Raw genomic sequence first — 25,563 nt, forward strand, 5'->3', positions numbered from 1 at the left:
CCATGGCATTGAATACCGGGGCCGAGAGGGCATCGACACCTGGCATCAGCAGGCCATGCACATGGTGCAGGCCACGCGCGCGAATGCCTGCCAGCACCGGCTGGTAGTCATCGGCGCCATGCTGCAGGGCGGCCAGCTCGCGATCACGTAGCTCCACGGTTTCACGCTCGGGCAGGTAAGCGGCGAACACCAGCCCGGTCGATGATGTGAGCAGCGGCAGCACCGAGCCCATCTGCGTCACCACGGTAACCGCGCGTACTGCCGGCTCGATAGTGACCACCGTCGCGCCCTGGTTGCCCCACACCGCAATGAAGCAGCTCTCGTTCAACTCGTCGCGCAATTGCGACAGCGGCAGCGCGGCAACCTTCAGTACATCGATGCTGCCCAGTGCCGCCAGCCCCACGCGCAACGCTTCGCGTCCAAGGCCGTAATGGTTGGTGGCTGCATCCTGTTCGGCAAAGCCGCTGGCGATCAGTGCCTGCAGGTAGCGGTGCACCTTGCTTGCAGGCATCTGCACATGTTCGGCCAGGCGTGACAGCGAGGTGGAGGGGGACAGCTCGGCAAGGGCCTTGAGGATGTCGGTGCCGACCTCCGCCGAGCGAACTTTCTGCTTGCCGTTGTCGGTGGGGGAGCTGGCTTTGGCCATGGACATCTTCTTCCGGATTCTTCAAGTGGGCCTTTATAGCTTGACGCCAGTCGCGTAGCAAATTACGTTATTCGTAATCTGATTACGATAAAAACAATGCAGACGCGCTGCCACCCCGTCACGGGCCAGCAGCCAGCTGCCAGCAACGGCTCGGCCAGAGCCCGGAGGCATCGATGAATCGCGATATGTCACCCGACCTTCACTACCTCAGCGGCTTCGGCAACGAGTTTGCCAGCGAAGCGCTGCCGGGGGCCTTGCCGGTCGGGCAGAACTCGCCGCAGAGGGCGCCCTATGGGCTGTATACCGAGTTGCTCTCGGGTACGGCGTTCACCATGGCCCGCAGCGAGCTGCGCCGCACCTGGCTGTATCGCATTCGCCCGTCTGCATTGCACCCGCGTTTCGAGCGCCTGGCGTGCCAGCCGCTGAGCGGGCCGCTGGGTGACATCAACCCCAACCGCCTGCGCTGGAGCCCCCAGCCAATCCCTGCCGAGCCGACCGACTTCATCGAAGGCTGGCTGCCCATGGTGGCCAACGCAGCGGCGCAAAAGCCGACCGGCGTGAGCATTTACATCTACCGCGCCAACCGCTCCATGGAGCGTGTGTTCTTCAACGCCGACGGTGAACTGCTGGTGGTGCCGGAGCATGGCCGCCTGCGTATCGCCACCGAACTGGGCGTGATGCAGGTCGAGCCGCTGGAGATCGCGGTGATCCCGCGCGGCATGAAGTTCCGCGTCGAACTGCTGGACGGCCAGGCCCGTGGCTATATCGCCGAAAACCACGGCGCCCCACTGCGCCTCCCGGACCTTGGCCCGATTGGCAGCAATGGCCTGGCCAACCCGCGTGATTTTCTCACCCCGGTGGCGCATTACGAAGAGGCCGAGGGACCGGTACAACTGGTGCAGAAGTATCTCGGCGAACACTGGGCCTGCCAGCTGCAGCACTCGCCGCTGGACGTGGTTGCCTGGCACGGCAGCAACGTGCCGTACAAGTACGACCTGCGCCGCTTCAATACCATTGGCACGGTCAGTTTCGACCACCCGGACCCGTCCATCTTCACCGTGCTGACCTCGCCGACCAGCGTGCATGGCCTGGCCAACATGGACTTCGTGATCTTCCCGCCACGCTGGATGGTGGCCGAGAACACCTTCCGTCCACCTTGGTTCCACCGCAACCTGATGAACGAGTTCATGGGCCTGATCAATGGTGCCTACGATGCCAAGGCCGAAGGCTTCCTGCCGGGCGGTGCCTCGCTGCACGGGGTGATGAGCGCCCACGGCCCCGACGCCGAAACCTGCGAAAAGGCCATTGCCGCCGACCTGGCGCCGCACAAGATCGACAACACCATGGCCTTCATGTTCGAGACCAGCCAGGTGCTGCGCCCGAGCCTGCAAGCCCTCGAATGCCCGCAACTGCAGGCCGACTACGATAGTTGCTGGGCCACCTTGCCGAGCACCTTCACCCCGAACCGGAGATAACCCATGAACCACACTGCCAATGCCCGTAGCTGGGTCGAGCACGCCAACGGGCACAGTGACTTCCCGCTGCAGAACCTGCCGCTGGGCATATTCAGCCGGCCTGGGGAGGCCAGACGCTGTGGCGTGGCCATCGGCGATGCCGTTCTCGACCTGCAAGCGGTGCTGGCCGCAGGCCTTTTCGACGGTGAGGCCAAAGCCGCTGTCGAAGCCACCTGTGGCGGCGCGCTGAACGCATTCTTCGCCCTTGGCCGCGGTGCCCGCGTCGCCCTGCGCGAGCGCCTGCAAGCGCTGCTTGGCGAGCACAGCGAACACCAGGCGGAGCTGAAGGCTGCGCTGTATCCGGCCAGCGAATGCCAGCTGCATGTACCTGCGCAGATCGGCGATTACACCGATTTCTACGTCGGCATCGAGCACGCCAAGAACGTTGGCAAGCTGTTCCGCCCCGACAACCCGCTGCTGCCCAACTACAAGCATGTGCCGATCGGTTATCACGGCCGCGCCTCGACCATTCGCCCGTCCGGCACCGACGTGCGCCGGCCCAAGGGCCAGACCTTGCCTGCCGGGCACACCGAGCCGAGCTTCGGCCCTTGTGCGCGCCTGGACTATGAGCTGGAGCTGGGTATCTGGATTGGCCAGGGCAATGACATGGGCCAGGCAATCCCGGTGGGCGATGCCGCTGAGCACGTGGCCGGCCTGTGCCTGCTCAACGACTGGTCGGCGCGCGATATCCAGGCCTGGGAATACCAGCCACTGGGCCCGTTCCTGTCCAAGAGCTTCATTACTACCGTTTCCCCCTGGGTGGTCACCGCCGAGGCGCTGGAACCGTTCCGCTGTGCCCAGCCGGCACGCCCTGAAGGCGACCCGCAGCCACTGTCGTACCTGCTGGACAAGCGCGACCAGGCCGCCGGTGCATTCGATATCGAACTCGAGGTACTGCTGCTGACCGAGCGCATGCGTGAACAGGGCGTTGCCCCCCACCGCCTGACCCTCAGCAACACCCGCAGCATGTACTGGACCGTGGCGCAGCTGGTTGCGCACCACAGTGTCAACGGCTGCCAGCTGCAGCCAGGCGACCTGTTCGGTTCGGGCACGCTGTCGGGGGCCACGCCAGGTTCGTTCGGCAGCCTGCTGGAGATCACCGAAGGCGGCAAGCTCCCGGTGGAGCTGGCCAGCGGCGAGGTGCGCAAGTTCCTCGAGGATGGCGACGAGATCATCCTGCGTGCCCGTTGCACCCGCGAGGGTGTGGCCAGCATCGGCTTCGGCGAATGCCGCGGCACGGTCATCGCAGCCAACTGAGGAGGCAGGGGCATGGAGCTGTACACCTATTACCGTTCCACCTCGTCCTACCGGGTGCGCATTGCCCTGGCACTGAAGGGGCTGGCCTGCCAGTCCCTGCCGGTCAACCTGCTGCAGGGTGAGCAGCGCGGCGAGGATTATCTGGCCATCAACCCGCAAGGCCGTGTACCGGCATTGCGCACCGATGGCGGTGAGCTGCTGGTGCAGTCGCCGGCGATCATCGAGTACCTGGAAGAGGTTTATCCACAGCCTGCATTGTTGCCGGCCACGGCCGAGGCGCGCGCCAAGGTGCGTGGGGTGGCGGCAATCATCGGTTGCGACATTCACCCGCTGCACAATGTCAGTGTGCTCAACCGCTTGCGCCACGCTGGCCAGGACGAGGGCCAGGTCAACCAGTGGATTGGCCAGTGGATCAGCCAGGGGCTGACAGCAGTGGAACAACTGATTGGCGATGAGGGCTTCTGCTTTGGCGATACGCCAGGGCTGGCGGATATCTACCTGGTCCCGCAGCTGTACGCGGCCGAACGCTTCAACATCGACCTTGACAGCTTCCCACGCATCCTGCGGGTTGCCGCGTTGGCTGCCGGGCACCCGGCGTTCGCCAAGGCTCACCCCGCCCAGCAGCCGGACAGCCCGGCTCAGTGAAGTGAACGGTTCGCCGCCGGCAGCTTGCCGATACGCTCGGACAGCTTCAGGCGCTGGACCGGGTCTTCGCTGAGCAACAAGGCATGCTCCAGGTCGAAGCGCTCGGCCTGTGGGCAATCCAGGTGCTGGTAGAGCGAAGCGCGGGTCATGTAGTCGCTGACTTGCACCGGGCCCAGCTGCATGACCCGCTCGGCATCGATCAACGCCGCCAGGTGGTTGTCGTTGCTGATGTGCAACTGGCGCAGGTTGCGTGACAGGCGTTGCAGCATCTGCAGCGGGCTGGCACTGCACAGGTGCTCGGCGGTGAGCGCCACGTGCGGGCCGAACTGCCGCGCCAGCAGTTCGCGGCAATCGCTGGGGTACAGGCGCCGACCGCCGCAGGGGTCGAGCAGGTGGTCGGCACCCGGCACGCGCAGCAGAAAGTGGCCGGGGAAGCCGACGCCTTCCAGCGGTATGGACAGGCGCCGGGCCAGCTCGAGGGCGAGGATGGCCAGGGTCAGCGGCTGGCCACGACGCCGCTGCAGCACCTTGTCCATCATCGCGGCATGTGGGCGCAGTGGGTGATACTCATCCTGCTGGAAACCCAGCGCATTGAGCTGGCGCAGCAGCGGCTGGGCCAGTTCGCACAGGGGCAGCATCGGCAGGTTGGCGCTGACTTCGCGCTGCAGGGCATGCAGCATGACAAGGCTGGCCGCAGGCTCGACGTTACGGTCGTGCTCGGCGGCAATCCACAATGCGGCTTCCAGCAGGGCGACAGGCTCGCGTTCCAGGCAGGCCAGGCAGGCTTGACGTGGCTTCATGGGGCTTCTCCACACACGCTTGAGTATTAGCCGTGGCGCGCGGTTTCGTCCAGTGGTCCGGCGGCAGTGCCGGCGCCGGCGGCATGCCTATACTGGTAGGAGCACCTCGTGGGGGAGCCTGTCGATGTTCGCACTGATGCAAAGCACCCGTACCCAGTCGCTGCATTTGTTCACCGACCCGCCCACGGGCCTCAAGGCCGTGGTGGTGATTCACAGCGAGCAGCTGGGCCCAGCCATGGGGGGGTGCCGCTACCTGCCTTACGCCGATGACGAAAGCGCCATGACCGATGCCATTCGCCTGGCCCAGGGCATGAGCTACAAGGCGGCGCTGGCCGGCCTGCAACTGGGCGGCGGCAAGGCGGTAATCATGCGCAACCCCCATGTGGAAAACCGCGCTGCGCTGTTCGAGGCCTTTGGCCGTTTCATCGATACCTTGCAGGGACGCTTCATCATCGCCGTGGACAGCGGAACCTCGACCCTGGACATGGACTGCATCGCCCAGAGCACGCCCCATGTGACCAGCACCACCGCCTCGGGCGACCCCTCGCCGCACGCGGCGATGGGGGTATTTGCCGGCATCCGTGCAACCACTTCGTTCCGGCTGGGCAGTGATGACCTGAGGGGCCTGCGGGTGGCGGTGCAAGGGTTGGGCAATGTGGGGTATGCGTTGGCCGAGCAACTGCATGCGGTTGGCGCGGAGCTGCTGGTCAGCGACCTGGATCCAGGGCGGGTACGGCTGGCTATGGAGCAGTTCGATGCCAAGCCTGTAAGCAACGATGCGTTGATCAGTACCCCATGCGACATCTTCGCCCCGTGCGGTGTAGGGCCGGTACTGAACGGGCAGAGCGTGATGCAGCTGCGTTGTGCGGCAGTGGCGGGGGCGGCGAACAACCAGTTGACCACCTTGCAGGTGGCCGACCAGCTGGAGTCGCGCGGGATACTGTATGCACCTGACTATGTGATCAATGCCGGTGGGCTGATCTATGTGGCGCTTACCCACCGTGGCGAGGACTTGGGCACCATCACCGCGCACCTTGCGGGGATACCTTCACGGCTCACCGAGGTGTTTGGCCATGCGCAGGCCGAGAAGCGCTCGCCGGCGCGGGTGGCGCAGATGCTGGCAGAGCGGTTGTTGTACGGCTGAGGGTTGATACCGGCTTGGCTGGCCTCTTCGCGAGTGAACCCGCTTCTAACGCATTACCTGCAGGAGCAGCCTTGTGCTGCGAAGAGGGCATTACTGCCTACACAAACCTGTTGCCCTGCTGGCCCCTTCGCAGCACAAGGCTGCTCCTACAGATCCTGTGCATGCTTTGAGATCTGCGCCGCCGATATCACTCGGCTGCACCACCTTCGAGCAATTCGGCCAACGCGTCCGGCTGGCTCTTGAAAGCCCGGGCGAACACATCGCGGTTCTTGGCCATGTAGATACCGGCTTCCTCGACCTGCTGCTCGGTCAGCGAGGGCACTGCCTTGTGCAGCACCTCGGCCAGGCGCTCGGCCAGTTCGAGCATCTTGTCGTGACGGTCTGCTTCGGCCTTATCCATGATTTATCTGACCTCAAAGTGCCTAGATAGCGGGGGGATGAGAGCTCCGCAGCCCCGCGTCCCGTCAGACCTGCGACGTAAGGTCTTGATTAGTCCAGTCAACTGGTTTACGTTAAAAATGTGCCAATGTAGCACCGTAGGTTGTTAGATAGTTGGCAGACGACGGAGTTATCCGCGGCCCAGCATCTGTACCTTTAAGACATAAACTAATGTCAAGGTGCGGATATATGGGCGGCAAAAATATATTTATACGTTTTTTGTTTGAAATTCTCACCGGTTATCAATTGCTGTCCGTGCTAGTTGATTATAAGTCAACTAGCTGTCTTAAGTTAAGATCAAACTACTCGATTGGGGATGGCTTATTAAAGTCGCTTTGGTCGCAGGCTGATAAAATTCATTCGAAGACAACTTCTGCAACTGATGCTGAAGGAGATGTCTCATGCCTGGACTAACTAGAAGAACTAAATCAGTTAGGACTGTAGGGTTAGAGTACAAGGTTCTTAAGTTTTCACATCAACACGTAGCTAGGTACCAGTTGGTGGCAGTAGAAACGTTTGTACCTTGTCTTAGCGCTAGTCTGTACGAAGTAGCGTATTCAATGGGTAATCGTCGCTATAAGGCGAGTATTCGTACAGTGCTCTACCACGTTGCCTTTTTATTCACATGGGGAAACATAACTGGGCTCGATATCGAGCGCATGCTGCTTGAGGGGAAAGGACTAGATTTTAGATGTGTAAGAAAATTTGCCAATTGGCTTGAGAAGATTATATCGCCGCCGGTTGATGGGACCCAGATAAACAAATATGTTTGTAAGATCTTACAAAGCTGCAGCACTTTCTCAATTTGGTTTGTTGAGAACTATACACCTTTGTTTGCTACCGGTATTGACGTCAATGTTAGCTATATTCGTTTAATTGAAAGCCATAAGAAAGTTTGGTCTAGTGTAATGGTGAGCGGCAGAAAAGAGCTAATCGCGCATGACCTGACGGACGATGAATTGAAAAAAATAGAGGGGTTTTTAGTAGGGCAGCTTTCAAGTGCGAACGTGACTCGCGGCTTGAATCTAAGAAACTACATCATGTGGCGCTTAGTTAGAAGGTTTGGATTAAGGCTAGGCGAGTTGTTAGCATTACGCCTAGTGGATATTGATCTGACTGGTTTATATCCTTTTTTGGAAATTATCCGCATAGAGGATAGAGGGGCAGATTATTCTGATCCGCGAGCTCCCAATAATCCACTTGTTAAAACTTTTGGTAGGCGGCTTTATTTTAGTCCTGGTGATGAGGGGATGATTAGAGCCATTGAGGAGTATGTAGATACATATAGAGTTAAAAGAAAAATAAAAGGAGGGTTTACAGCTTATCTAGACCACGAATTCCTGTTGATCTCTCACGGTAACGCCTCGCTGGGTAATCCACTATCCTGTTCAGCGGCAAATAAAGTCGCTTGCATGATTAGCAATGAGTGTGTCAAAGCTTTTCATTGGCATCTCGTACGCCACGCTGTGTTCAATAGGCTTTACGAAGCTGCAAGTTTGCTAGAGAACAATTCTACGGAAATAGATCACGTAGTTTACATGGGAGGATGGAGTAGTCCTGACTCATTAAAAGGTTATGCTCGGCGCGCGATTCGGGATAAGGCAAGAAGGGAGTTGATGAGGTTAAATTTTGAGGGGTAAGCAATGGGTATTGAAGTCAATGATTCTGGTGAATTTGAAGATGAAGTCGGGCGGCTATATGTAAGATGTAATGCTGATCCGAGTAGTCCATTTTTCATTGATGTGACGACAGATTATGTTGAAGCGGTGTGGAGAAGGGCTAGATATTCTATTGATCTAAGCAGATACCAGCTCCCAGTAGTAATTATTGAGGTGGTCAAAAAGTACCTAGTGCACAAGCTTGAGTCGGTTTGCCCTAGAATCCTGAGCTCAGTGCACGCGGGGATCTCTTGCTTGGAAAGGCACTGGCAACCTTCATGGAAGGACTTTTCAGATATGTCTCTCGGGAAATTGTTGAGCGTTATGACATCATCCCATGCGGAGGCGACCGAGTTTCGAAGGTTCTACATTTACGCTGCTTTTCAGGGGTTGGCAGGTGCGGACGAGATTCATGCATTGGAGTTAGAGGCTATAAGGCTTAAAAAGCCTCACCCAACTTTAAGGATACTGGAATGGCACGAGACGCGCGGGGCGCTAACAAGCTCCGAAATTGAAGTGGTTCGAAAAGCAATGATCATTTCTGCAGAGGGGGAATCCACGGCGGATTTCACCTCAAGGCTGTTTACTTGGATCTCGTTCGAAACATTAAAGAGACCTATCCAGTTGCATGAAATGTTCCGTGATGCATTGTGGGTACCCGATTCGATGGCAGAAGGGGGCCAATATTTCCTTAGAATGCCTAAGGCAAAATATCAAACAGGACAGGCGTCAGAGCTTTGGCCCATAACTACTCAACTTGCTAATGCCATTCTCGAGTACTCCTCATCTCCTAAGGTTAAGGCGTTACAGGAAAGGACTGGGAGGTTGTTAGTGAGTTCAAGGGAGGGAGAATCATCAAATTTTGGACGGGCGATAACTGGCTGGTGTAGCAGATTAAAGCTGATCAGTCCGCGTACGAATAGGCCTCTAATCTTGACACCCTATAGAATCCGACATAGCGGAGCTACACAGATGGCCGCCCAAGGCGCGTCTAGGGACGAGATACAATATGTACTTGAGCATGACTCCGTGCATGCAGCTGATGCTTACATTGACTGTTTGGCTTCTGAGTTTTGCCCGTTGTTGGAGCGAGCAAACAGAAAATTAGGTGGGATATTCTCAGAGTTAAATGGTTTATTTTTCGCCGGTCAGCTTGGGCATAAGAGTTCGGGGATGCCTATATTGATACCGGTCGTAAATCAGCCAGCTATAGTAGGGGAATGTGGCAAGTCCGGATCTTGTGGGCATCATCCATTTTTTAATTGTTACAATGGTTGTAGGTATTTCATTGCCTGGCGCAACGCAGACCATAAAAAATCTTTAGATTACCTAGAGTCTGAATTAGAAAGATGGGGTAGAGCTGAGGGTGGAAAGGAAAGGAGTAAGATACTGAAAGAGCTGGAGCGCGTATACCAAGCGGTTAACGATGTTATGGCTAGGATCAATAGTGGGGAATGACGAAGATGGATATTCACTCAAAGTTGCGTGGTCATGGCCTCCCAGAGCCTTTGATAAATTTGGCAGCATCACTTGTTGAGGGGTTAAAGCCTTCAGTCGATTTTTTTTGTGATGAATGGAATATTCTCGACTGGGTTGAACGCCCTGGAAATCTGTCGCAATACAATTTGAGATTTTGCCGTATTAGAAATGACGAGCTTAGATTAGTTGCTAAAGTGTATATAGCAGCAAAGCGAGTCCAAGCGGGTGTAACCGCTGATGGTGCATTCGCCTCCATCGAGGCATTAGTTAGGCTTGATTTGGAAATGGGTAGTAAAGAAATCTCACGATTGAATCTATTGGATTTTAAAGCGGTTGAAAGGACCTACGCAGAGCGCGGGGTGACCGGGAAGATTTCAACTTTAACAACACTTCAGGGCTTTGCTAAATGGATGCAGAAGCGAATTGGTTTAAGGGTAATCTATGATGCTCCAAAAGGCAGATGTAAGTATGGCCGGCATGGAAGTGAAGAGGGAAGAGAGCGAAAGTTCCTACCTACAGAGGTGATTAGAGATTTATTCGGATTGGCCACTCATCCAGAACTTTCTTTTCGGGATAGATTTTATATTAGTGCGCTAGTGATTAACGCAGCTGTGGGCGGTAGAATCAATGAGCTGGCATGTCTTCCTGTAGATTGCTTGATACAGCAAGAGGGGAAATGGGTTATAAAAATATTTCCCGAAAAGGGAGGGCGATTGTACTTCCGACCATTTCCGCAAGATTTATACCCAGCAGTACGCGCAGCGGTAGAATTTATCACTGAACATACTGCGGAAGGGCGTCGTATTGTTAAGAAAATGAGATTGAATCCAGGGGTGAATTGGAAGGAAGTAAAAAAAACGCCTATTAGTTTGAAATATTATGCGCGTAAGTTTGTCGCGAAATGGGTGAGCGAATTCGATTTGTATACGCCGCGAGGGGTTTATTATCAATCTACAGGGCAATTTGTAGATGTAATTCAGTTGGTTGGACGCCTCGGGCGTGTGTCTGAGGTCGCGGCATTTCTGGGTGCCTCTACACGAACAGTTGTCAAGTTGCTTCAATGTCAGAAAGCTATGAATTCTAAGATATTTATGTATGAGAAAGCTTGGAATGAATATTTGCCTTTGACTTCAAATGTATATAAGTGGCGAAGCAGGTTGAGGCGCCACCCTCATGCTATATCGTTGCAGCGTCTTGAGGCATTTTGTGAAGTTACCTTCAATCCATCATGGATGCGTGAGATTGTTGACGATATCCTTGATGAGGCTTTGTTGTGTCAGCTTGAGAATAAAACTTTTCCATTTCAGCCTGATTTTGAGTTCGAATTAAACTTTGCTCGAAAAATTCTGCCTACGATCCAAAAGAATGGTGTGGCAATTCTAGAGCCGGAAAATTCATTATTCATTATCCCGCGGAATTTGTTGACATTTTCTAATGCTAAGAGTGATAGGGAATTTAGGAAGGTTTCGGTTGGTATGTTTCAAGGGTGGCTTGATGGTACATCAAGAACTGAAGAGTCATTATTTAAGAAATTTAATGTCCTCGATCCTCGTACCGGTGAAGTGGCTGAGTTTTACTGGCATGATATTAGGCATTGGCTCAATACTGTCTATAAGCAGGGAGGTTTATCTGATGTTCAGGTGAACCTGATCCTAGGACGTTCAGACCTCACGCAGGCTCAGGTTTATGATCATACACCAGCTTTAAGCAGATCATTGATTCTGCAGGATATGATTGAAAGTGTTAGGCAAGATAGAGCTGTGGGGGTTATTCAAACAACTTTCAATAAACTTAGAATTGAAAATCGTCAAGCCGCAGAGGAATATCTTTCAGCAGCCATTCGTGTGGTTAATCCAATGCCACATGGAGCGTGCGCTCACAACCTTGCGTTGAAACCATGCCAGCACAGTCTGTCATGTTTGGCGAAGGGGACAAATGGCAAGCCTTGCGAGGATTTAATAGTGAACGTTCAAGATGATGCGCAGCGTCTGGAAATTGAAAGATTGAGCCGAGACGCTAACTTAATAAAGAATCATATCTTAACTGCTGGAGGGGAGTTGAGTCCGCAATACCAACATTTCAAAAATATTGAACTGTCGGCTGATTTTCTGTTGAATGAGATTTTTAAAAAGAATTAATATATCGGGGGGCTTATGCAGCTCAGAGGTGAGCGTCTAAAGGGGTATCTCAATTCTAAGATTTTGGAATTGATAAGTGTTCGCCAAAAAGAAATTGGAGGATATGTTTATAGCCAAAAAGAATTTTCTAAATACGCAGGAGTTTCTAGAGAGACAATCAGGAAATATCAATCTGAAATTGACGCTTGCTTGCGGTCTTGTCTAGTTTCAAAGATTAATCATGATGGCGATGCTAAATACAGGAATCTTCAAGAAAAGAATCATAAGCTTCAGCGTGAAGTTGTTATGGTGCGGACTATGTATGAAGCGATTCGAGTTCAATACATTGACCTTATCGAGGCAATGCTAAGTCACTCGATTGATATTAGTATCTTGATGGTAAAACCTGTTGGCCCCGGAGAGCTAGATCGTACTGGTGGGAATTGCGTTTTATGTGGTGGATCTCTAGATTCCACTGTCTGATTGGTAGTTTTCCAATCGGCAACCCAGAGCGATTTTTGCGATTAATGGCTGGATTGTTGGCTTTCGTTGCCCCGTTCCGCCACGACCGTCCTATCAGTACTCTGAGTGGATTGCGTATCACTAAATTTCTCGTGGTCTGGTCTCCTTGACTCCGGGTCAATGGGTGGTGCTTGTTGGTTTGACATGCTTATTGCGAAGATAAGTGCTGTTGGAATTAAAATTTAACTGTCAATGTAGTAGGCGCTGGATAATCAGTCGAGCTGTTTCCAAGGCTAGGCGGTTGGTCGCTTACCGCTTCTCAAGAACATAGCCCACGCCTCGGAGCGTGTGGATAAGCTTCGTCTCGAAAGGATCATCGATCTTGGCTCTGAGCCTTCGAATCGACACCTCTACAACGTTTGTATCGCAGTCAAAGTTCATGTCCCAAACCTGTGAGATGATCTGCGTACGGCTCAGTACCACCCCCGTGTTGCGCATCAGGTAGTGCAACAGTGCAAACTCTTTTGTAGTCAAATCGATGCGCTGGCCATCCCTGAAGGCTCTGTGACGGCTCTGGTCGAGTTCGAGGTCAGCTACACGAATTATCTCGACGGATGCAGGGTGGTCAGACCTGCGCATCAAGGCGCGGACCCGGGCCAGCAGTTCTGGGAACTCAAATGGCTTGATTAGGTAGTCATCTGCACCGTTCTCCAGGCCCCGAACCTTATCTGCTAGGCGACTTCTAGCCGTCAGCATCATGATACGAGAAGGGCAGTTTTTACGTCGCAACAGTTCAAGCACCTGCCACCCATCCATCTCCGGCAGATTGATATCAAGGATGATCAACTCATATTCGTGCTGCTTGGCCAGGAATAATCCATCTGAACCGGTATGGACGCAATCTACAACATAACCGCATTCAGTAAGGCCTTGACGCACATACTCCGCAGTTTTTACTTCATCCTCAATTACCAGAATTCGCATGGGATTTTGTCTCGACATCACTGAGCAATTAACCGCGCACGCGCGCCGGCGTTATTGAAATGAATGGTAAATCAAAAAGAGTTGTCTGGGGGCTAAATTACGGATTTGTAATTTCTAGGTAATATATTTGATAGTCTGGCGTTATATCTTGTCGCGGTTTGGGTTTGACAGATGCGAGCCCTCTCTCCAATAGGTGATTTGACCTTATGAAGTACTGGGTTATTCTATTCTTTGTTCTGGTTTCATTCCGTTCAGATGACGGCGAAGTTCCCCTCATTGAGGAGGCTGGACATTGGTGTAGCCATGAGCTGCATCGACATGCGATGCATGAACTCGAACAACTGCTCGAATTTTAGATAAAAAAAGGCGCCCAAAGGGCGCCAAATATTCACCTTTTACCAAAGGAGCACTTAAGCCACTCAAGGTGAATGCGTAATGCACGTTTTTCTGAGGGGCCAGTTCATGGAAAACTGATCCGATCAGAGAATTACAGAATAGAAAGCGGGTATTCAATGATCACGCGAGTTTCATCAAGGTCCGATTCGAAAGCAGTGGCACGCGTGGTAGCTTGGCGCAACCGGAAGGACAAGTCTTTAGCCGGGCCGGTTTGAACGACATATTTCACCTCGACGTCACGCTCCCAACGTTTTTGATCGGTGAGCGGATTGCCGTTGTCGTCGGTACGCATGTAGAACTGGTTGGCGTTCGAGTAGTCTGCGCCCGAACCCCTTGCGTAGCGGGTCATGAACGTCAGACCAGGAATACCGTAGCTGGTGAAGTTAAGGTCATAACGCATCATCCAGGAGCGTTCTTTCGGCGAGTTGAAGTCGCTGTACTGGATCGAGTTGTCTACGAAGATTGAGTCCGACTGACGCAGGTAATCAAAATCGTCATCGCCATTGTTGCGCTGGTGTGACAGGGCCAAGGTGTGGGCGCCGTAGCGAACACCGACCTTGGCACTCCAGATATTGTTGTCGAACTCGCCCAGTCGGCGTTTACCTTCATCCACGGCTTTGTAGTAGTTGAACCCACCAATCAGCGCGAGGTCATCGCTCAGTGGGTAGGCGAAGCTGGTACCGGCGTAGTACTGGTTCCAGACATCTTTCAACTGGCTGCCGTAGACACTCACGGTCCAATTGTCGTTGATCGAGTAGTCACCGCCGCCGTAGCCGATCCAAGGCGAGTTGACCGGGCCGCCATAGAAGGTAACGAAATTGTCGTTCAGGTTACTGGAAACCGGTTGGCTCATTGCATGCAGTCGACCACCTTGCAGGGTGAGGCCCTGGATGCTGCTGTTCTCAACGGTCACGCCGCGGAAGCTTTCTGGCAGGAGGCGCGAGTCGCCCGCTGCGACGACCGGCGTCGATGGGAATACATCACCCACTTTCACCACGGTATCGAACAAGCGGATTTTGGCCGCTCCGCCAACCTTGGTGTATTCATCACGCGCCTCACCCTTGTTATCAACGGGCAGCACGTCGAAGGAGCTACGGCCGCCGTTGCGACCGTCGCCGGTATCAAGCTTGAGGCCGATCATTGCAAAGGCATCAACACCAAAACCGACGGTACCCTGGGTAAAACCAGAGTTGAATTTGGAAATGAGCGCGTGCGCCCAGGCTTCGGAGTAGCCGTTGGTGTTGCCCTTACCACTGTTGTAAGTGGGAGCCGAACTGTCGCGATTATCACGATTGAAGTAGAAGTTGCGGTTGAGCACTGTAAGGCTGCTGCCCTCAATGAAACCTTCTGGTTTGTCTTCAGCTTGAGCAGAAATTGCATAGCTTCCAGACAGCGCAGAAACTGCCGCCAAATACAGTGGTACTTTGATTTTCATCTGATGCTCCTTTGATTTACGGCAGTTTTTATTATGTGTACCGACGCGGGTGTCTTTATATGTTCTGACCCGGCGGCGCGCCTATGAAGAGCGCCGAGCTCATATTTGCAGGCCGAAGATAACGGGAGGGTGATAGGATAATTACAATTTCGTCATCTACAGGTTATCCGGGTGCCTAGCACCGTGTGTTAGCCATCTCTCTCGGTTGTAATCAAATCCTGGGTTCGACTGAATTTCTCAGTGTTTACGGGCATTACCCACTTTTCTTACGAAATTGTAATTTTCTAGCCACCCCTCTGATAGCTACCGCTCTTTAGAGTGCCATCACCTAATCCAGTGGGGCTTGGCAGCTGTTTCGGCGTTCTCGCCAAGCTTTATCGAAGTTTGTGCACGAGGACCATTAAAGTGCCCCGGTATATCCGCAATGTCTTTCCTAAGACCTCAATCTCACCCTGGAAGATAGCCGCACTCTGTGCGGTCATCTCCGGGCTGATGGCACCTGCTGCATTTGCCCAAAGCATCAGCTTGCCTCAAGCGCTTTCGACGGCGATGGATGCCAACCCTGACATGGCCGCCGCCCGTCAGGAGATTGGGATCGCAGATGGGGCACGCAAGCAGGCAGGGCTTATCCCCAACCCAACAATCTCGTACGACGTAGAAGACACCCGTCGCAGCACTAGCCAGACAACTGTGACGCTCAGCCAGACCCTGGAGCTGGGCGGAAAGCGGGGCGCACGTGTTGACGTCGCCACCTATGGCCAGACTGCTGCACAGCTGGAGTTGGACCGTCGAGTGAACGCTCTGCGCGCCGAGGTCGTTCAAGCCTTCTACGCAGCATTGCGAGCGCAGACTGGCCTAGATCTAGCCAAGCAATCTCTGGAGCTGACTGAGCGTGGTCTGCGCATTGTCGACGGCCGCGTTCGCGCAGGTAAATCCTCCCCAGTAGAGGCTACTCGTGCTCAAGTACAGTTGGCCGAAGCCAAGCTGCAGGTCAGACGCGCCGAAACGGAGAAAGCGACCGCTTACCAGCAGCTAGCTCAAATTACGGGGAGCTCGGTCACAGTATTCGATCGCCTGGATTCGCCGACCCTCTCCCCAGGTTTGCCTCCGGACGCTGAAGAGCTGTTGTCGAGGCTCGATCAAACTGCGGAAATGCGTCAGGCCGTGGTGCAGATCGACAAAAGCGATGCGTCCCTCGGCTCAGAGAAAGCTCAGCGAATCCCAGACCTCACTGTAAGCGTGGGTAGCCAGTACGACCGCTCCGTACGTGAACGGGTCAACACTGTAGGACTGTCCATGCCATTGCCGCTGTTTGATCGTAATCAGGGCAACATTCTTTCCGCTTCTCGACGCGCAGATCAAGCCCGAGACCAGCGCAACGCAGTTGAGCTGAGGCTGCGTAGCGAAACCCAAACCGCAGTAAACCAGTGGGCGACCGCCATGCAGGAGGTCGAGTCCTACGACAAGACCATTCTGCCGTCCGCACAGCAGGCTGTGGAGACCGCAACTCGCGGTTTCGAGATGGGCAAATTCGGCTTCATCGAAGTGCTGGATGCCCAGCGCACCTTGATCGTCGCTCGTGGCCAATACCTCGATTCGTTGGCAACAGCGACCAATGCGCGTGCGCAGGTGGAAAGGGTTTATGGCGATGTCGGTTCGACTGCCGGCGTTCGTTGAACGGGCCAGAAATTTTCTTCGGCGCTCGGCATAACACGTCGGTGCCTATGATCAGCAGGAGTAGCAATGGATAACAAACGCAAGATCGCCCTCGCGGTCGCCGCTGTGGCAGCCCTTGGATTTGGCAGCCTTGCCTGGAACAACAGTTCCGGAGAGCAGGCCGCCAGTACCGTCGAGCACGGCGCTAACGATGGCCATGGCGATGAGAAGACGACCGCATCAGCCGCCAAAGAGGAGGGTGATGAGGGTCATGGTGCAGAAGGCCATAGCGAAGAGGGTGGTGAGGAAGAGGGCAAGCTGACCCTGAGCGCTGAACAGATCAAGGCAGCTGGGGTAGTCCTGGAGTCTGCGGCCCCCCGTGACCTCGGCACCGTTGTGACTTTCCCGGGGGAGATTCGTTTCGACGAAGACCGGACTGCACATGTTGTCCCTCGGGTCCCTGGCGTTGTTGAAAGTGTCCAGGCCGACTTGGGCGAAGCCGTTAAGAAAGGCCAAGTCCTCGCAGTGATTGCCAGCCAACAGATTTCTGACCTGCGCAGCGAACAACAAGCCGCACAGCGACGCGTAGAGCTGGCCCGCGTTACCTTCGACCGTGAGAAGCAACTGTGGCAGGACAAGATCTCCGCCGAGCAGGATTACCTGCAGGCACGCCAAGCGCTGCAAGAAGCAGAGATATCTCTGGCCAATGCCAAGCAGAAGGTCGGTGCCATCGGCGCTTCGGTCAATTCCGTAGGCGGCAATCGTTACGAGCTTCGGGCACCCTTTGACGCCGTGGTGGTAGAGAAGCACCTGACCATGGGTGAAGTCGTCAGCGAGGCGACTAACGCTTTCATCTTGTCCGACCTGAATCAGGTGTGGGCCACCTTCGCTGTCCCTCCCACTGAACTGGGCAAGGTGGTGACGGGCCGTGCGGTAAAAGTTTCATCGCCCGACATGAACGTCGAGGTCGACGGCAAGGTGGGTTATGTAGGCAGCCTGCTGGGTGAGCAAAACCGTGCAGCGACCGTTCGCGTTACCTTGACCAACCCTGACGGCGCCTGGCGTCCAGGTCTGTTCGTGAACATCGCCGTCACTTCTCAGACCGATCGAGTGGCTGTGGCCGTTCCTGAAGGCGCCGTGCAGACCGTTGAAGACAAACCCTCGGTATTTGTGCGCACCAGGGAAGGCTTTGACACTCGGCCGGTAAAAACGGGCCGCCGTGACAATGGATACGTGGAAATCATCGACGGCATCCAAGCCGGCGCCCAAGTAGCAGCCAGTGGCAGCTTTACACTCAAGTCTGAGCTCGGCAAAGCGTCTGCCGAACACGGTCACTGATGCGAACTGACAGGATGATTTCTCATGTTTGAACGTATCATCAGATTCGCCATTGAGCAGCGCATCGTTGTAATGATCGCTGTTCTGATCATGGCCGGCATCGGTATCTACAGCTATCAGAAGCTGCCCATCGATGCGGTACCCGACATCACTAACGTCCAGGTGCAGATCAACGCTGCTGCGCCTGGCTATTCGCCATTGGAAACTGAACAGCGGATCACGTTTCCAGTTGAAACGGCCATGGCCGGTCTCCCGGGCCTTCAACAGACCCGTTCCTTGTCTCGCTCTGGCCTGTCTCAGGTCACCGTGATCTTCAAGGATGGCACTGACATCTTCTTTGCCCGCCAGTTGATCAACGAGCGGCTGCAAGTTGCGAAGGAGCAGTTGCCAGAGGGCGTTGAGGCTGTCATGGGTCCGGTATCCACTGGGCTTGGTGAAATTTTCTTGTGGACCGTTGAAGCTGAGGATGGTGCGGTCAAGGAAGACGGTACACCGTACACCCCAACCGACCTGCGTGTGATCCAGGACTGGATCATCAAGCCGCAGCTGCGGAACGTCCCAGGTGTGGCCGAGATCAACACCATCGGTGGTTACGCCAAGCAGTTCCTGGTCGCGCCGGATCCGAAGCGCCTAGCTACATACAAACTGACCCTCAATGATCTGGTCGCAGCGTTGGAAAGCAACAACGCCAACGTCGGCGCCGGTTACATCGAGCGTAATGGTGAGCAGCTCCTCATCCGTGCGCCAGGGCAGGTCGGTAACATCGAAGACATCGCCAACATTGTGATCACCAGTGTCGATGGCGCACCGATTCGAATCAGCAACGTCGCTGACGTTAGCATTGGCAAAGAGCTCCGGACGGGGGCTGCCACCGAGAACGGTCGCGAAGTCGTACTCGGCACCGTGTTCATGCTGATCGGTGAAAATAGCCGTACCGTGTCTCAGGCTGTTGCCGCCAAACTGGCTGACATCAACCGTACCCTTCCAGAAGGTGTGGTTGCCGTGACGGTCTACGACCGCACCAACCTGGTTGAAAAAGCTATTGCAACTGTGAAGAAGAACTTGGTGGAAGGCGCGATTCTAGTAATCGCCATTTTGTTCCTGTTCCTCGGTAACATCCGTGCTGCACTCATCACCGCGATGGTGATCCCGTTGTCCATGCTGTTCACCTTCACCGGTATGTTCAACAACAAGGTCAGCGCCAACCTAATGAGCTTAGGCGCACTCGACTTCGGAATCATCGTCGACGGTGCCGTGGTAATTGTAGAAAACGCGATCCGTCGACTGGCTCATGCGCAACACAAGCATGGCCGTATGCTCACCAAAGCTGAGCGCTTCCATGAGGTCTTCGCTGCTGCGGGTGAAGCTCGCCGGCCACTGATCTTCGGTCAGTTGATCATCATGGTGGTGTACCTGCCGATCTTCGCCCTGACCGGCGTCGAGGGCAAAATGTTCCACCCCATGGCCTTCACCGTTGTGATGGCGCTGCTGGGTGCAATGATCCTCTCCGTCACCTTCGTTCCGGCAGCCATCGCCATGTTCGTCACTGGCAAGGTCAAGGAAGAGGAAGGCGTGGTGATGCGCACTGCGCGGCTGCGTTATGAGCCGATTTTGAAGTGGGTCCTTGGGCATCGGAACATCGCGTTCTCGGCCGCTGTAGTCCTGGTCGTGCTCAGTGGTGTGCTTGCAAGTCGTATGGGTAGCGAGTTCATTCCAAGCCTCAGTGAAGGTGACTTTGCGATGCAGGCCATGCGCGTGCCAGGTACGAGCCTGACCCAATCCGTAGAAATGCAGCAACGCCTTGAAAAGGCTGTGATTGAGCAGGTCCCGGAAGTAGAGCGGATGTTTGCGCGCTCGGGTACAGCCGAAATCGCATCCGACCCGATGCCGCCTAACGCCTCCGACGCCTACATCATGCTCAAGCCTCAGGATCAGTGGCCCGACCCTAAGAAGCCTCGCGATGAGCTGATTGCTGAAGTGCAGAAAGCCGCAGCCGGTGTCCCAGGCAGCAACTATGAGCTGTCCCAGCCCATCCAGTTGCGTTTCAACGAGCTGATCTCGGGCGTACGGAGTGACGTCGCAGTGAAGGTGTTCGGCGATGACATGGACGTGCTCAACAACACGGCCAACAAGATCGCTGCAGCGCTCAAAGCGGTACCGGGCTCTTCGGAGGTCAAGGTTGAACAGACCACCGGCCTGCCGGTGCTGACCATCAACATCGACCGCGAGAAAGCCGCACGCTACGGCCTGAACATCGCGGATGTACAGAACTCGATCGCCATCGCTGTCGGCGGTCGTACGGCCGGCACGTTGTATGAAGGCGACCGTCGCTTCGACATGGTGGTGCGCCTGCCTGAGACCGTACGTACCGACGTAGCAGGTATGTCCAGCCTTCTGATCCCTGTACCGGCCAATGCATCTCAAGGTGCCAATCAGATCGGCTTCATCCCGCTGTCGCAGGTCGCTAACCTGGACCTGCAGCTGGGTCCGAACCAGATCAGCCGCGAGAACGGCAAGCGTCTGGTGATCGTCAGCGCCAACGTCCGGGGCCGCGACCTGGGGTCGTTCGTTCAAGAGGCAACCGCTTCGCTGGATGCCAAGGTGCAGATTCCTGCTGGTTACTGGACCACCTGGGGTGGCCAGTTCGAGCAGCTCCAATCGGCGGCCAAGCGTCTGCAGATCGTGGTTCCGGTGGCCTTGCTGCTGGTCATGACCCTGCTGTTCCTGATGTTCAACAACCTGAAAGACGGCATGCTGGTGTTCACCGGTATTCCATTCGCACTCACCGGTGGCGTCGTGGCGCTGTGGCTGCGGGACATCCCGCTGTCGATCTCGGCTGGGGTTGGCTTCATTGCACTGTCCGGCGTCGCGGTACTGAACGGCCTGGTGATGATTGCCTTCATCCGCGGATTGCGAGAGGAGGGACGAACGCTTAGGCAGGCCGTCGACGAAGGCGCGTTGACCCGACTGCGACCTGTGCTGATGACAGCCCTGGTGGCGTCCCTGGGCTTCATCCCGATGGCCTTGGCAACCGGTACCGGTGCAGAGGTTCAGCGGCCACTGGCGACAGTGGTGATTGGCGGGATCCTGTCCTCCACCGCGCTGACTTTGTTGGTGCTCCCTGCCCTGTATCAATGGGCACACCGCAAGGATGAAGACGGTGATGAGGCCGAAGTGGTTAGCTGATAGCCACTAAAGAGAAGCCCACAACACACGTTGTGGGCTTTTTTGTTTTATATGAGCCAGATGCACTTACCTTTCAAAATTGTAAGTTTCTCGTCATGCCAGTGATGCCTATGCGTTGCTAAAGTTACGCCCGAGAAGATTTGAATTTGAGAGGTTATTATGAAAAAGCTAATTATTGCTGCTGCACTTGTTGTTTTCTCGATGGCTTCGCAGGCCAACACTTTCTCAGAAAGCAAGCAGCTGCAATATATCAACGACCACCAGACCGCTGTGGCGAAGTATGCCGAGAAAAATGGCAAGCCGATGCCGGAAATTCAAGATTACAAATACGGCATGAAAATCGATGTGGCGAAATTCGTGCGCCAATCTCAAGACCCCCGCACCTGCCAGGTCTACCCACGGTTGATGAGCTTCGAGGACTCCCAGGGTACGCTCAAAACGGTTCGCTACTCCATGTACTCGCAATGCATCAACAATAAGTAGTGAGCGCTTTGAATAGAATAATTAATGAATTCATAAATGCCAGGCAGAGCCTGGCATTTTTTATTTCCCCTGCGTGCCTTGTTAAGAGCGTCACTCTTAATGATCAGCCCTCGGGCAAGCCGTGAAATAGATTTCAGCTAATCAATAGCGATACCCCAGAAGGTACGAGTTATGAAAAGTTTGCTTGAACGCCCCGACGACCAAGCGGGGCACGAAGGCCACAGCCATGAGCATGGGGGCATCTTCGGCATGAACACCGAGTTGGTCTTCGCACTGATCTGTGGTGCGCTGCTCGGTGCCGGAGTTCTGGCCGGAAAGCTCGGGCTGATCGACAGGCTGCCGCTAGTTCTGTACGTATCTGCCTACGTGTTCGGTGGATGGTTCACCACCAAGGAGGCGATCAGCAATATCCGCCAGAAGCGCTTCGAAATCGACACGCTGATGCTGCTCGCCGCAGCGGGGGCCGCGAGCATTGGCGCCTGGGCAGAAGGTGCACTGCTGTTGTTCCTGTTCAGCCTGGGGCATTCACTGGAAAGCTATGCGATGGGCAGAGCCAAGAAAGCCATCGAGGCACTTTCCAAGCTCGCCCCTGCCACCGCCATCGTGCGGAGCACAAACGGCACGAAGGAGTTGCCTGTAGAACTCCTCGTGCCTGGCGACATTGTCATCGTACGCCCCAATGACCGTTTGCCGGCCGATGGCTTTGTGGTCGTAGGCTCTTCAAGCATCAACCAGGCTCCCGTGACTGGTGAGAGCGTCCCGGTGGACAAGCAACCAGTCGCTGATGCCGCTCTTGCCCGCAGCAAGCCGGATGCCGTGGATGCTGTGTCGAAAGTCTTCGCCGGCACCATCAATGGCGAAACCCTGATTGAGGTCGAAGTAACGCGTCGCTCCACGGAAAGCACCCTGGCGCGGGTCATCAAAATGGTCAGTGAAGCCGAGGTCAGAAAGTCGCCGACTCAACGCTTCACAGACCGTTTCCAAAGGGTGTTCGTCCCCTTGGTCCTGCTTCTGGTGGTAGGGCTGATGTGTGCTGGCATTTTCATCGATGAGCCATTCCGTGATTCGTTCTACCGTGCCATGGCGGTCTTGGTCGCAGCCAGCCCGTGTGCGCTTGCGATTGCTACACCCAGCGCCATTCTTTCCGGCATCGCCAGGGCTGCCAGAGGCGGGGTACTGATCAAGGGCGGTGCTCCGCTCGAAGAACTCGGTTCTTTGAATGCCATGGCCTTCGACAAAACCGGCACCCTGACCGAGGGGCGTCCCCGCATCACCGATGTGATACCGCTAGCCGGTACCCAGGTTCCGGACCTGCTGGCCGTCGCTATCGCAGTGGAGTCTATGAGCGACCACCCACTCGCCGCAGCTATCGTGCGCGACGGCGAGGAGATGATTGGTAGCAGGGGCAAATACCAGGCCAGGAACCTGAAAAACCTGGTTGGCCGCGGCGTACGCGCTGAGCTGGATGATCAGTTCGTCTGGATTGGCAAAGTCGAGATGTTCGGTGCCGACGCCATTCCGGCCCTTAGCAAAGCCGCCCTAGAGGCAGCAGAGCGCCTGCGCCAGTCGGGCCGCACTACCATGGTGGTGCGCCGTGCTGACAAGGATCTGGGGGTGATCGGCTTGTTGGACACCCCCCGAGAAGGAGCGAAAGAGGCACTCCAGAAACTCAGGGAAATGGGCATCGACCGCATGATCATGATTTCCGGGGACCACAACCGCGTCGCCGAAGCAGTGGGCAGGCAAGTCGGCCTGGACGAAGCGTGGGGAGATCTGATGCCAGACGACAAGGTACAGGCGATCAAGAACCTTCGCCTCAGCTCCCAAGTCGCCATGGTGGGCGACGGCGTGAATGATGCGCCTGCCATGGCCCATTCGAGCGTAGGCATCGCAATGGGGGCGGCAGGCTCCGATGTCGCCTTGGAAACGGCCGATATCGCGCTGATGGCAGACGACATCCGGCAGCTTCCCTTTGCGGTCGGCCTCAGTCGTCACACCCGCTCGATCATTCGCCAGAACCTGTTCGTCAGCCTCGGAATCGTGGCCATCCTGGTTCCCTCCACCATCATGGGCTTGAGCATCGGCGCTGCCGTTGCCATTCATGAGGGTTCCACGCTCCTTGTCGTGTTCAATGCCCTTCGCCTGTTGGCTTATCGTAAAGACGCCTGATCATTGAACGAAGCGCACAAAAAAGCCGGGAGTGCACTGAGCGCTCCCGGCTTTTTTGTGTCACCTGATTGGGGAATCAGAACACGTATTGTAGGCGAGTGATGAAGGCGTTGCCTTTGTCGTCGCCGACAGTGTTTTCGTTGTTGTCTGTGCGCACGTTGATGTAGTTGGCACTGACTTTCACCGCCTCGTTGACGTACCAGTTCACGCCGACCGTGTGGCTCTTGGCCTTGCGTTCATCGGATTGGTCCGCGGTGGCAACCAGATTGCCATCCTCGACCTTGATATCGTCGAAGCGGTAGAAAACTTCCCAGGCGCCCAGATCTTTGTTCTGTGGCTTGATGGTGTCGAATTTCGCGCCGTCGAGCTTATAAATTCGCGGTTCGCCGGTCAGCGTGTACGCCATCTGTGCGTAGTAACCCGAAGCCTTCATGTCATTGGCGGACTGATCAGCCTTCAGCTTGCGGCGAAGGTACTCAGCTTGAACGGAGAATGGACCCGTGGCCCAGGCGCCTTCAACGCCCCAGACCGAATCGTTGTCCCAAAGGCCTTCTTGCGCAGCAGCACCACCGAACAGCATGCGATTGCCGTTGGTTCCCGCATCGCCGCCGCCGTTGGTGTCTACACCGCGAACGCCCAGGCGCGAGCGTATACGGGTGTCGACGGCGCTGTCCTTGAGGTCGCGATAGGCATACTGGGCACCGACATGCAGGACATTACCGTCAGAGTGCAGCGGTGCGAAAACACCACGCACGTTGTAGCGCTTGGTGCTGTCACCGTCGGAGTCGTTGTTGGTTTCGCTGAAAACGCTACCCGACAGGTAGGCCATGTCAGCGATGGTGCTGGTCGCCTGAACACCCATGCCGGCGTTGTCGTTGATCCAGTCGGCTACGTCGTAGGAGAGGTTTCGCTCCATGGCAGTTGTCCACTTCGAGCTGGTTGCCTTCTCAAGACCGAAATCGGTGTAGAAGCGGCCGAAACGCAGCTGGACTGGGGCGAAGCCGGTGTACGTCAGGCTGGCCTCATCAAAGTAGCCATCGGAGTCGTTACCAGTGTTGCGGGACAGGTCATAGTTGACCTGGTATTTCCAGTCTCGGTACAGAGTGCCGCCGAACTCGATGTAGGCGCGACGGAAGTAGGCCGCATCTGCGGTATCGCCGTTCTTGGTGAAGACACCGTCGAATCGGCCATAGTCGGCCTGAACGCGACCGCCCAATTTGAAGCTGAATTCCTTGTCGGTGGTAGAAAGTTCAAGACCGCCCTTGGTTTTTAGAACTAGGTCAGCTCCGTCGGTAGTGACTGTTCCGGAAAATGCTTGCGAGGAAAATGTGCCTACTATTGCAGCGACCAACAGCTTTTCCCGCATGTTCGAAGAACGGATCATTGCTTGCCTCTCGTGTGTTAAGTGCTAGCAGCCGACAGATTGTTTCGCCCTGTGCCGGCCGTTATAGATCTTGAAGATAGGAGCAGGTCACGTTCGTCACCCGCTGTAACAAGATGCCTTTGTTCTAAGCACTCTGACTAGTTTGCAAGCAAAAATGACAGTTGTGTTGCTGGAGTGTTAAGGGGAGATTTTGTAACCTAACAAAATTGTCACCGAACAAGCCAATCCTTCTTATCAAAAAAGCTCTTTTTTATCAATCTGCGGATCTCCAATACCTGTGGGTTACGAATGCATGTCGATTTGATAACAAGATAGATATCTTTCTCCACTAGGTCATCCAGGAAACCCGGTATAGGAATGATGTTCCTTTCC

Annotated in this window: 19 protein-coding genes; 13 read left to right on the forward strand and 6 right to left on the reverse strand. The window is 55.3% G+C overall.

Annotated elements, in window-relative coordinates; genetic code table 11:
• Nucleotides 1–646: IclR family transcriptional regulator (locus HP546_RS07150; RefSeq protein WP_172221759.1), on the reverse strand; the 646-nt coding region annotated here is incomplete at its 3' end.
• Between the two features lie 173 nt (nucleotides 647–819).
• On the opposite strand from HP546_RS07150, the gene hmgA reads away from it, so the two are divergent.
• Genes hmgA through maiA form a run of 3 tightly spaced genes read left to right on the forward strand, consistent with a single transcriptional unit; the run spans nucleotide 820 to nucleotide 4,062 of the window.
• On the forward strand, nucleotides 820–2,121 hold the full coding sequence (gene hmgA / locus HP546_RS07155) for a homogentisate 1,2-dioxygenase (RefSeq protein WP_172221762.1): 1,302 nt from the start codon (nucleotides 820–822) through the stop codon (nucleotides 2,119–2,121).
• A 3-nt stretch (nucleotides 2,122–2,124) separates the two neighbouring features.
• Nucleotides 2,125–3,417: a fumarylacetoacetase gene (gene fahA, locus HP546_RS07160; RefSeq protein WP_172221765.1), complete on the forward strand. Its 1,293-nt coding sequence runs from the start codon at nucleotides 2,125–2,127 to the stop codon at nucleotides 3,415–3,417.
• 12 nt (nucleotides 3,418–3,429) lie between these two features.
• Entirely contained in the window at nucleotides 3,430–4,062 is a 633-nt protein-coding gene (gene maiA / locus HP546_RS07165; protein ID WP_172221768.1) for a maleylacetoacetate isomerase, read from the forward strand.
• Here maiA and HP546_RS07170 read toward each other — a convergent pair.
• The gene (locus HP546_RS07170; protein ID WP_172221771.1) at nucleotides 4,056–4,862 is read right to left on the reverse strand and encodes a SirB1 family protein; all 807 of its coding nucleotides are present in this window, start codon (nucleotides 4,860–4,862) and stop codon (nucleotides 4,056–4,058) included. The two genes, maiA and HP546_RS07170, sit on opposite strands and share 7 nt — an antisense overlap.
• 124 nt (nucleotides 4,863–4,986) lie before the next feature.
• Between HP546_RS07170 and HP546_RS07175 the strand changes: the two genes are divergently transcribed.
• Nucleotides 4,987–6,006 carry a Glu/Leu/Phe/Val dehydrogenase gene (locus tag HP546_RS07175; protein WP_172221774.1) on the forward strand — a complete coding sequence of 340 codons (1,020 nt, stop codon included), beginning with the start codon at nucleotides 4,987–4,989 and terminating at the stop codon, nucleotides 6,004–6,006.
• 187 nt (nucleotides 6,007–6,193) lie between these two features.
• On the opposite strand, the gene HP546_RS07180 is transcribed toward HP546_RS07175, so the two are convergent.
• Nucleotides 6,194–6,406 (reverse strand): YebG family protein, encoded by a 213-nt coding sequence (locus HP546_RS07180; protein ID WP_172221777.1) that lies wholly within the window; start codon nucleotides 6,404–6,406, stop codon nucleotides 6,194–6,196.
• A 439-nt stretch (nucleotides 6,407–6,845) separates the two neighbouring features.
• Between HP546_RS07180 and HP546_RS07185 the strand changes: the two genes are divergently transcribed.
• Genes HP546_RS07185 through HP546_RS07200 form a run of 4 tightly spaced genes read left to right on the forward strand, consistent with a single transcriptional unit; the run spans nucleotide 6,846 to nucleotide 12,181 of the window.
• Nucleotides 6,846–8,084 carry a site-specific integrase gene (locus HP546_RS07185; RefSeq protein WP_069553525.1) on the forward strand — a complete coding sequence of 413 codons (1,239 nt, stop codon included), beginning with the start codon at nucleotides 6,846–6,848 and terminating at the stop codon, nucleotides 8,082–8,084.
• Between the two features lie 3 nt (nucleotides 8,085–8,087).
• Entirely contained in the window at nucleotides 8,088–9,560 is a 1,473-nt protein-coding gene (locus tag HP546_RS07190) for a site-specific integrase (protein WP_080761392.1), read from the forward strand.
• Complete coding sequence (locus HP546_RS07195; RefSeq protein ID WP_115147434.1) at nucleotides 9,557–11,719, forward strand: hypothetical protein; 2,163 nt, start codon at nucleotides 9,557–9,559, stop codon at nucleotides 11,717–11,719. The genes HP546_RS07190 and HP546_RS07195 overlap by 4 nt, the downstream gene beginning before the upstream one ends.
• A gap of 15 nt (nucleotides 11,720–11,734) precedes the next feature.
• Nucleotides 11,735–12,181, forward strand: coding sequence for a hypothetical protein (locus HP546_RS07200; RefSeq protein WP_125923840.1), 447 nt, complete (start codon nucleotides 11,735–11,737; stop codon nucleotides 12,179–12,181).
• Between the two features lie 288 nt (nucleotides 12,182–12,469).
• Here the strand turns inward: HP546_RS07200 and HP546_RS07205 are convergent, their stop codons facing one another.
• The gene (locus HP546_RS07205) at nucleotides 12,470–13,144 is read right to left on the reverse strand and encodes a heavy metal response regulator transcription factor (RefSeq protein ID WP_034137066.1); all 675 of its coding nucleotides are present in this window, start codon (nucleotides 13,142–13,144) and stop codon (nucleotides 12,470–12,472) included.
• A 487-nt stretch (nucleotides 13,145–13,631) separates the two neighbouring features.
• Nucleotides 13,632–14,975, reverse strand: coding sequence for an OprD family porin (locus HP546_RS07210; protein WP_034137067.1), 1,344 nt, complete (start codon nucleotides 14,973–14,975; stop codon nucleotides 13,632–13,634).
• A gap of 405 nt (nucleotides 14,976–15,380) precedes the next feature.
• Here HP546_RS07210 and HP546_RS07215 point away from each other — a divergent pair, with 405 nt between their 5' ends.
• The 5 genes from HP546_RS07215 to HP546_RS07235 all read left to right on the forward strand — a co-directional run bounded on the left by HP546_RS07215 (nucleotide 15,381) and on the right by HP546_RS07235 (nucleotide 23,807).
• Nucleotides 15,381–16,652 (forward strand): TolC family protein, encoded by a 1,272-nt coding sequence (locus tag HP546_RS07215; protein ID WP_139273552.1) that lies wholly within the window; start codon nucleotides 15,381–15,383, stop codon nucleotides 16,650–16,652.
• 66 nt (nucleotides 16,653–16,718) lie between these two features.
• The gene (locus HP546_RS07220) at nucleotides 16,719–17,969 is read left to right on the forward strand and encodes an efflux RND transporter periplasmic adaptor subunit (RefSeq protein WP_034137069.1); all 1,251 of its coding nucleotides are present in this window, start codon (nucleotides 16,719–16,721) and stop codon (nucleotides 17,967–17,969) included.
• Nucleotides 17,970–17,993: 24 nt separating this feature from the next.
• On the forward strand, nucleotides 17,994–21,155 hold the full coding sequence (locus HP546_RS07225; RefSeq protein WP_034137070.1) for a CusA/CzcA family heavy metal efflux RND transporter: 3,162 nt from the start codon (nucleotides 17,994–17,996) through the stop codon (nucleotides 21,153–21,155).
• Between the two features lie 159 nt (nucleotides 21,156–21,314).
• Nucleotides 21,315–21,638: a DUF2790 domain-containing protein gene (locus HP546_RS07230; protein ID WP_034137071.1), complete on the forward strand. Its 324-nt coding sequence runs from the start codon at nucleotides 21,315–21,317 to the stop codon at nucleotides 21,636–21,638.
• Between the two features lie 171 nt (nucleotides 21,639–21,809).
• Nucleotides 21,810–23,807, forward strand: a complete 1,998-nt coding sequence (locus HP546_RS07235; RefSeq protein ID WP_034137072.1) for a heavy metal translocating P-type ATPase — start codon at nucleotides 21,810–21,812, stop codon at nucleotides 23,805–23,807.
• A 76-nt stretch (nucleotides 23,808–23,883) separates the two neighbouring features.
• On the opposite strand, the gene HP546_RS07240 is transcribed toward HP546_RS07235, so the two are convergent.
• Complete coding sequence (locus tag HP546_RS07240; protein ID WP_034137073.1) at nucleotides 23,884–25,191, reverse strand: OprO/OprP family phosphate-selective porin; 1,308 nt, start codon at nucleotides 25,189–25,191, stop codon at nucleotides 23,884–23,886.
• Nucleotides 25,192–25,563: the final 372 nt, after the last annotated feature.

The sequence above is a fragment of the Pseudomonas sp. CM25 genome (assembly GCF_013179705.1).
Classification (GTDB): domain Bacteria; phylum Pseudomonadota; class Gammaproteobacteria; order Pseudomonadales; family Pseudomonadaceae; genus Aquipseudomonas.